The sequence below is a fragment of the Pseudomonas sp. CFBP 8770 genome (genome assembly GCF_014841705.1).
Lineage (GTDB): Bacteria > Pseudomonadota > Gammaproteobacteria > Pseudomonadales > Pseudomonadaceae > Aquipseudomonas.
The window spans coordinates 1,102,728-1,110,161 of sequence record NZ_JACYUL010000001.1; the positions used below are offsets into that span (position 1 = coordinate 1,102,728).

Consider the following 7,434-nt stretch of genomic DNA (forward strand, 5'->3'; position numbering starts at 1 on the left):
GACACACCGCGCCGGCGGCCCACGCGGTGTGACAGGTCGAACGCGTCGGTCAGCGCAGTGTCAGCGGAATGTTCATATCCTTGACCCGCTGGGCGGTATCGACGCCGACACCACCGGCCACGAACGATGACTCAAGGGTGGTGCCTTTGCTGGCCCCCAGAGATACGTCCAAGGCGGCGAGCGGCACTCCCGCCAGAGCCCCCCAGCTCGATTGCTGCGCAAAGACATGGCCGTGGTAATGGCGGCGTATCGCATCACCCTCGTCCACGGGGGTATCCTTGAAAAACGCCAGGTTGTCTGAAATCGTCAATTGCCCCGCAGCGGTCACCGAAGCCGCATGGGTGGCCAGCCTCTGCGCCGAAATGCCGATGTCGCCTCCTGCCTTCATTGAAAATCCGTTATGGATACGGTCAGTGATTCGTGCACGCTCTTCATCGTCGGCCGCCACGAAGTGATGCCCGGGCAGGTCGTTGTCCAGCCACACGGCCTCGTTACGTAGACCCATGGCTTCCAGGCTACCGGTCAGCTGGATATCGCTGGCTGCAAGCTTGATATCTCCGTGGCTGTCAAGCGCCGCGCCGGCCACGTCGAGCATGTCGCCTGCCGTCAGCCGCACAGAGTCTCCAGCGATGCTGCTGCGCGCCTGCGACTCGCGGAACCCTGCGTTGCTCCAGCGGACGTCCTGCAGCTCACCTGGCACCGGACCCCACTGCGGCCCGCTCAGCTTGAAACTTTCCTGCTCGACCATGCCGCTGATCCACAGGTTGCTGTGAGCGTCGATATTCACCGCCTGGTTGGCCGAAAGGTGCGAACCGGCGACGGTGATATTGCCAGCTCTGAACCGGGAGCCGCGTGCACGTAACGAAAGCGTGTCGCGCGCCGTCACCACCGTCGACGCGTTGCCTTGCGACGTGCGTTCGAAGCTGCGCAGCACCTCATCGGCACCCGGACGCGCACCTTCCAGATGCACGCTCTTGCTGGAACCGACAATGACCAGGTCCCCTTGGCTGTCCACGCTCACTTTCGCACCGGCGAGCCTGGCGGCACTGATACGGATGCCTTCGCCGCCTATGGACAAATCGCCGTCGCGTGCGTTTATTTGGGCTTGCTGCTGATAGACGTCTTCTCGATAGGCCTCGTGCGCGCGGCTGCCGGACAGAGTGACACGGCGCACGCCGCTACCCTGGGTGGACGTGCGCTTGAGATCCAGCCCGCTGATATCCGTTTCGCCAAACCCGCTGATACTCACGGACTGAGCCCCGTCAATCCAGGCGCCGGTCAGCTTGGCGCTGGGCAGGGCGATGGAACCGCCCTGGATATGGGTGGACTGCGCACGTTCGACGTAGGTAGAGGCGCTGTCTTCGGGGGCATCCGAGGAGCCCAGTCGAACCGTACGCCAGCTCTTGTCCACCTTCGCTCCGGCTTTGAGTCCTCCGCGTACCGTGTACATGCCCACGAACTCCGGACCTTCGATACGGGTCGCCGCCATCTCGATACCGTTGCCATCGAGTCTGACCGTGCTCGTGGACATGACGCTGTTGCCGACATGGCGCAGGGCGCGTTCCTCGATCCGCGCGTCCAATTCGCCGGGTGCCAGGGTGAACCACTGGTCGTCGGCAGTTGCCTGTCGCCGCACCAGGGTCTGGTTGCTCAACGCGTCGAACGTCAAGCGGCCACCGGCGCGAGCGTCAATCAGCTGTCCGCTCAGTGCAAGCGACGTCAAGATCATGTCGCCGGAAGACGCAAGCCGCAGGTCTGCGGTACCGGCGTCGATCGAGGCCTGCGCGTGCTGCCCATCGCGCATGACGGCGGAACTCATCGTCAGTGCTCCGGCCGAGGTGATTTCGATGCCCTGAGCGGCGCGCAGTCGGCTGACGCCCATGTTCACGCCGGCACCGGCGTGGGTGCTGATGATCTTGATGCGCCTCGCGTGCATGGCACCGAGCAGGCTGGCGTCGACTGCCGTGGGGGCTTGTGTGATGTCGCTGGCTGTCAGGGTCTGCGCATCGAGCCGCTGGCGACCGAGCAACAGGCTCAAATCTCTCCCCGCAGTCAGCTCGCCGTAGGTCTGCAGGGAGGGGGCGATCAACTGCACGGAACCTGCTCCGCCATCCACGCCGTCCTGGCCGACTACCAGGCCCGGTTGCGCCGCGCGCGTGTCGTAGGACTGGATACGGCCATCCCCGAGTTCGGCAGTGGCCACTGCGAACGTTGCGGTATTGGCCTGCTCCAGGGCCAGGCGCGCACCGTTGAGCACGATGCCGTTGGGGTTGCTCAACACGTAATCGGCAGCCTGGCCAAAGATGACCTGCTCGCCGGCGACAGTAGAGCCCCGACTGCCTACGACCTCGTTGAGAATGACGCTGGCGGCCCTGTCACTGAACTGCGCGTTGCTATCGACATCGAGGGTGACACCGCCGATCTGCGCCTGGCCTGCAGACAGGCTGTTGTTCAACACCAGGCCAGCGGTACCGACGTTGTAGTCCTGCCAGCGGTTATGGGAAAGGCCTTGCGCATTCGGCGCGACGATACCGACGATCGGCACCTGCGCCTGAACGTCGACGATGGCGGTGCCCATCGGTCCATCGACCGCCAACAGCTCATCGGCCGAGACAGGATTGAGTGTGGCGAGCAGGACGGCCGAGACGGCCAGCCCAAGCGTGTGCCGGGCGAAGGCGTGGCGGTTGAGCGCGACTGGTTGCATGATGATGCTCCTCTCTGGGGGCTATGGAATGTTGGCAAAGCGGCGGGACGAATCCGCCCGCGGCCACTCTAGAGAGGAGCGAGGCATGGCAGTGAGTGCAGGAATGATCCTTGTTTGTAGGACGTGTCTGTCAGATTGCAGAGGCCGTCGTTGCTTCAGCCGGCGTTGAACTCCACCCGCTCCGGTATCCGCCTCATCAGTACCCGCCCGCCGCGAATCGATACCCGCGCCTTGGCCTGCTGACGCACGGCTTCGTAGTCGTTTTCAGCCCCCAGGATCACCATGTTGGCCGGGCGGCCTGCGGCGATGCCGTAGCGCTCGCCCAGGTTCAGTGCGCGGGCGCTGTTGTCGGTGACCAGGTCGAGCGAGCGCTGCAGGTCTTCGAAGCCCATCATGTGGCAGATGTGCAGGCCGGCGTCCAGCACCCGCAGGATATTGCCGTTGCCCAGCGGGTACCACGGGTCCTTGATGGAGTCCTGGCCGAAGCAGACATTCATGCCTGCTCGATCCAGCTCGGCTACGCGGGTCACGCCGCGGCGCTTGGGAAAGGTATCGAAACGTCCCTGCAGGTGAATGCTTTCGGTGGGGCAGGAAACGAAGCTGATCCCCGACTGCTTGAGCAGGCGGAACAGTTTCGAGCAATAGGCGTTGTCGTAGGAGCCCATCGCGGTAGTGTGGCTGGCCGTTACCCGGCTGCCCATGCCACGCACACGGGCTTGTTCGGCAAGCACTTCGAGAAACCGTGAATGCGGATCATCGGTCTCGTCGCAATGCACGTCCACCAGGCAACCGGTGCGCTCGGCCAGGTCCATGAGGAAGCTGATCGAGCTGACACCCTGCTCTCGAGTGTTCTCGAAGTGCGGAATTCCACCCACCACATCGGCCCCCATGGCCACCGCGCGTTCCATCAGTTGGCGCCCGTCAGGGTAGGACTCGATCCCTTCCTGGGGAAACGCCACTATCTGCAGATCGATCAGGTGGCGTGCTTCCTCGCGCACTTCGAGCATGGCCTTGAGCGCACCCAGGGTCGGGTCAGTCACATCGATGTGCGTGCGCACGTGCTGGATGCCGTGTTCGGCGAGCATGCCGATGGTGGTCAGGGCGCGCTGCTTGGTGTCTTCGTGGGTGATGCTCGCCTTGCGTTGACCCCAGCGTTCGATGCCTTCGAACAGCGTGCCGCTCATGTTCCATTGCGGATCGCCGGCCGTGAGGGTGGCATCGAGGTGAATGTGCGGCTCGACCAGCGGCGCTATCAACAACTGCCCCTGCGCGTCGATGTCATCGCCCTGCGCCAGGACCTTGTCGGTCTGAGCCTGGACCGCTGCAATGCGGGCACCGGTGCACGTGACGGTGTGCAGGCCCTCGGTCTTGCGCAACCTGGCGTTGATGATCTTCATGGGGGCACCCTTTGTGTAAAAGCCGATGACCAATGTTGCCATAGTTGTCCGCCGGCCCCCGGAAAAAAACTGCGGCGCGGTCCGCGGGCGGCGGTCACGCAGGCGCCGTGAACAGCTCGCGGCGTGCACCTTCGGTGATGGCCACGATGCCGGGATGCTTGACCTTGCGCTCCACCGAAATCACGTAGAACGACTCGGTGACGGCTTCTGTCTGCCCGATCAGCCGCACCTGGTACTGGGTCATGATTTCATCGGCAATGACACTGGGCGCGATGAAGATGCCGCTGCCCGACTGCCCGAAGGCCTGCATCAACGCACTGTCGTCGAACTCGCCGACCACCCGCGGCAGCAGGCCCTGATCGCCGAACCAGCGCATCAGCCGACTGCGCAGCACGCTCTCCTGACCGGGAATGAGCAGCGGTGCGCCGTGCAGGCATTGCGGGAAGTCACCACCATGGCGCGCGGCCAACTGCTCGGTGGCGAAGAAGCTGATGCCGCACTCGCCCAGCTTCTGGCTGTAGCCTTTGATGTCCAGGTGTGATGGCATCGGACTGTCGGAGATGACCATGTCCAGACGCTGGATCGCCAGGTCGGCCAGCAGCCGTTCCAACTTGTCTTCGCGGCAGGTAATGCGCAGCGGTTCGCTCAGTTCCATGGTCGGTGCAATCAGCCGATAGACGATCGACTTGGGTACCACATCCGCCACGCCCACCCGAAAAGGGATCTGTTCCTCATCGGGTTGGGTCCGCAGCACCGCCTCCAGTTCTCCGCCAATCTGAAACATGCGCTCGGCATAGGGCAGGGCCTGGCGGCCAGCCTCGGTCAGCTCCAGGTGCCTGCCAACACGCCGAAACAATTTCACACAGAACGTTTCTTCAAGCAGGCTGATCTGACCGCTAATGGTTTGTGCGGTGAGGTTGAGTTGCTCACTGGCACGCACGATGCTTCCAGTGCGCGCAACGACCCAGAAATAGTGAAGCTGACGATAATTGAGCACGGCGACCTACACTTCGTAAAAACCGAAGTGTAACTGGTAAAAATACGAATTTTCCAGAGGTGTCCGTGTCTCTAGAATGGCTCGCTAGCAAAGAGCCAGTAGTTGGGGCTTGCTAGCGTGCGCGGCACCAGCCGAGCCTCTCCAGACATTCAGCGAACCGTGATAAGGGCAGGAACGATACATGGAATACCTACTGGAACTGGCTTCAAGCCCCACCGCCTGGGTGGCATTGGTGACCCTGGTGATCATGGAAGTCGTGCTGGGCATCGACAACCTGATATTCATCTCGATTCTGACCAACAAGCTGCCCAAGGAAATTCAGGCCAAGGCACGCCGTATCGGTATCAGCATGGCGCTGATCCTGCGCCTGGGCCTGCTAAGCACCGTGGCTTACATCGTCCAGCTGACCGAGCCGGTTTTCTCCGTGCTGGATCACTGGTTCTCGTGGAAGGACGTCATCCTGATCGCCGGTGGCTTGTTCCTGCTGTGGAAAGCGACCAAGGAAATCCACCACACCGTGGACCCGGTCGATCAGGAAGAAGCGAAGATCGGCGACAAGGTCAGCATGAGCTTCGCTTCGGCGATCGGTCAGATCCTGGTGCTCGACCTGGTGTTCTCCATCGACAGCATCATCACCGCCGTGGGCATGACCGAGCACTTGCCGATCATGATCATCGCCGTGGTCAGCGCCGTCATCGTGATGCTGGTGGCTGCAGAACCTTTGGCCAAGTTCATCAACGACAACCCAACGGTGGTCATGCTGGCCCTGGGCTTCCTGATCATGATCGGCATGACGCTGATCGCCGAAGGCTTCGGTGCACATGTGCCTAAAGGCTACATCTACGCAGCGATGGCGTTCTCGGCGACGATCGAGGGCTTGAACATGTGGTCGCGCAGGTCCAAGCAGCGCAAGCTGGCGGCCAATCGCGAGGTGTAAAGGCGGCAGACAAAGCGAGGGGGCATGGATGCCCCCTTTTTTTTCGCCTGTGTTTTTTGGCTGCCTCGACGTTGTGTACCGGCGAGTCAGACGTGCTGAGGCGTCCCGGCACGACGGGGTGCAGCGGGCACAGAGCGCTTGGTTACTTGCGGCTGCGGCTGCGGTTGAGAATGCTGGTGGCGGCGAGCGATTCGCAGCACCCCCCAGAGCATGGCGGCCGCCACGGCCATCCAGCCAGCGATCAGGCCGAAGATTGTCATTGCAAGGCTCATCACTACCTCCATTGCTTTCGCGTCTTCTAGGTCACGTAATAGATGACCTTGAGGGTCCGTGCGCGTTTCAACCTATTGACGAAAGGTCATTTGCGTGAGTCGGTCGCAGCTGTGGAACGGGCTGTGATTCAGCCGCTATCGCGCTGGCTGCGGGAAATCTATGATGGCCGTTCGGGCGGCACGTTGGGCGCCGCCCCGGATCTGGGGAACACCATGCTGCCGAAATCGAACGTCATGACCACGGTACTGGTTGTCTGCAGCCTGGTAGCGAGCCTGACGGGTTGCGCCAGCAGCAACGGGCCGGCACTGCCAGGGCTGGCGGACCGAGTGGAGCTCAACGGTGTACCGTTCTATCGGGGCAACGCCAATCTAAGCGGCTCGATGGTGCTGGCCAGCATGCTCTCGCAACAAGGCATTACCATTACACCCGGGTTGCTTGATCCGGCTCTGAAATTGCCAGGTGAAACGGATCGACTGCAGCAGAACATCACGCGGGTAGCCCGCGAGTATGGCTTGCTGGTGTATGCGCTTGATCCGCAGCTCAATGCGTTGCTGACTCAAGTGGCGGCGGGTAACCCGGTGTTGCTGCGCTACAGCGAAGGCTCGGCGTTCTGGTCGCAACCGCGGTATGCGCTGTTGGTGGGTTATGACCGATTCAAGCGGCACGTTCTGTTGCGCTCGGGGATGAACCGACGGCTGCCGATGGATTTCGACAGCTTCGATTCGGCGTGGAAGAGCGCCGGCGCCTGGGCCATTCTGGTACAGCAGCCCAACCAACTGCCGGCCAAGGTCGATCGCCAGCGCTGGCTGGACGCAGCCCGCGAAACCGCTGCCGCCGGCCAGGAACCCGCCGCCGCCCGCGCCCGCAAAGCCCTCGGCTCCTGAATATCTTCCCCTGTAGGAGCGGTTATCGGCCGCGAAAGGCGCCGCGGTGTACCGCAAGGATCTCGATGGCCCTTTCGCGGCCACGGACCGCTCCCACATGGGGTGGCGGGTTACCCGTAGGAGCGGTCATCGGCCGCGAAAAGGGCGCCGCGGTGTGACAGGCAAAGCGCCTATACCGCCGACGCGGCTTGCGCCGCTGCTACAGGGGATCGCGGTGCCTGTAGCAGCGGCGCGAGCCGCGT

The 7,434-nt window shown here is 62.7% G+C and carries 6 protein-coding genes; 2 read left to right on the plus strand and 4 right to left on the minus strand.

The window, feature by feature from the left end; genetic code table 11:
* Positions 1-49: 49 nt before the first annotated feature.
* From IFT98_RS04785 to nhaR, 3 genes are all read right to left on the minus strand, one after another.
* Complete coding sequence (locus IFT98_RS04785; RefSeq protein ID WP_192047111.1) at positions 50-2,704, minus strand: two-partner secretion domain-containing protein; 2,655 nt, start codon at positions 2,702-2,704, stop codon at positions 50-52.
* A 155-nt stretch (positions 2,705-2,859) separates the two neighbouring features.
* A complete protein-coding gene (codA, locus tag IFT98_RS04790) occupies positions 2,860-4,101 on the minus strand; it encodes a cytosine deaminase (RefSeq protein WP_192047110.1) in 1,242 nt (413 codons plus the stop codon).
* 94 nt (positions 4,102-4,195) lie between these two features.
* Entirely contained in the window at positions 4,196-5,098 is a 903-nt protein-coding gene (gene nhaR / locus IFT98_RS04795) for a transcriptional activator NhaR (RefSeq protein WP_122478191.1), read from the minus strand.
* A gap of 181 nt (positions 5,099-5,279) precedes the next feature.
* Here nhaR and IFT98_RS04800 point away from each other — a divergent pair, with 181 nt between their 5' ends.
* Positions 5,280-6,035, plus strand: a complete 756-nt coding sequence (locus tag IFT98_RS04800; RefSeq protein WP_122715317.1) for a TerC family protein — start codon at positions 5,280-5,282, stop codon at positions 6,033-6,035.
* A gap of 86 nt (positions 6,036-6,121) precedes the next feature.
* Here IFT98_RS04800 and IFT98_RS04805 read toward each other — a convergent pair whose 3' ends face one another.
* Positions 6,122-6,307: a hypothetical protein gene (locus IFT98_RS04805; protein ID WP_192047109.1), complete on the minus strand. Its 186-nt coding sequence runs from the start codon at positions 6,305-6,307 to the stop codon at positions 6,122-6,124.
* A gap of 213 nt (positions 6,308-6,520) precedes the next feature.
* Here IFT98_RS04805 and IFT98_RS04810 point away from each other — a divergent pair, with 213 nt between their 5' ends.
* Entirely contained in the window at positions 6,521-7,192 is a 672-nt protein-coding gene (locus tag IFT98_RS04810) for a peptidase C39 family protein (RefSeq protein ID WP_192047546.1), read from the plus strand.
* Positions 7,193-7,434: the final 242 nt, after the last annotated feature.

What these genes read in the sequence shown, in the direction of transcription:
- IFT98_RS04810 (WP_192047546.1), top strand. Translation starts at nt 6,521, where the DNA reads ATGCTGCCGAAATCGAACGTCATGACCACGGTACTGGTTGTCTGCAGC.
- IFT98_RS04800 (WP_122715317.1), top strand. Translation starts at nt 5,280, where the DNA reads ATGGAATACCTACTGGAACTGGCTTCAAGCCCCACCGCCTGGGTGGCA.
- codA (WP_192047110.1), bottom strand. Translation starts at nt 4,101, where the DNA reads ATGAAGATCATCAACGCCAGGTTGCGCAAGACCGAGGGCCTGCACACC.
- IFT98_RS04805 (WP_192047109.1), bottom strand. Translation starts at nt 6,307, where the DNA reads ATGAGCCTTGCAATGACAATCTTCGGCCTGATCGCTGGCTGGATGGCC.
- IFT98_RS04785 (WP_192047111.1), bottom strand. Translation starts at nt 2,704, where the DNA reads ATGCAACCAGTCGCGCTCAACCGCCACGCCTTCGCCCGGCACACGCTT.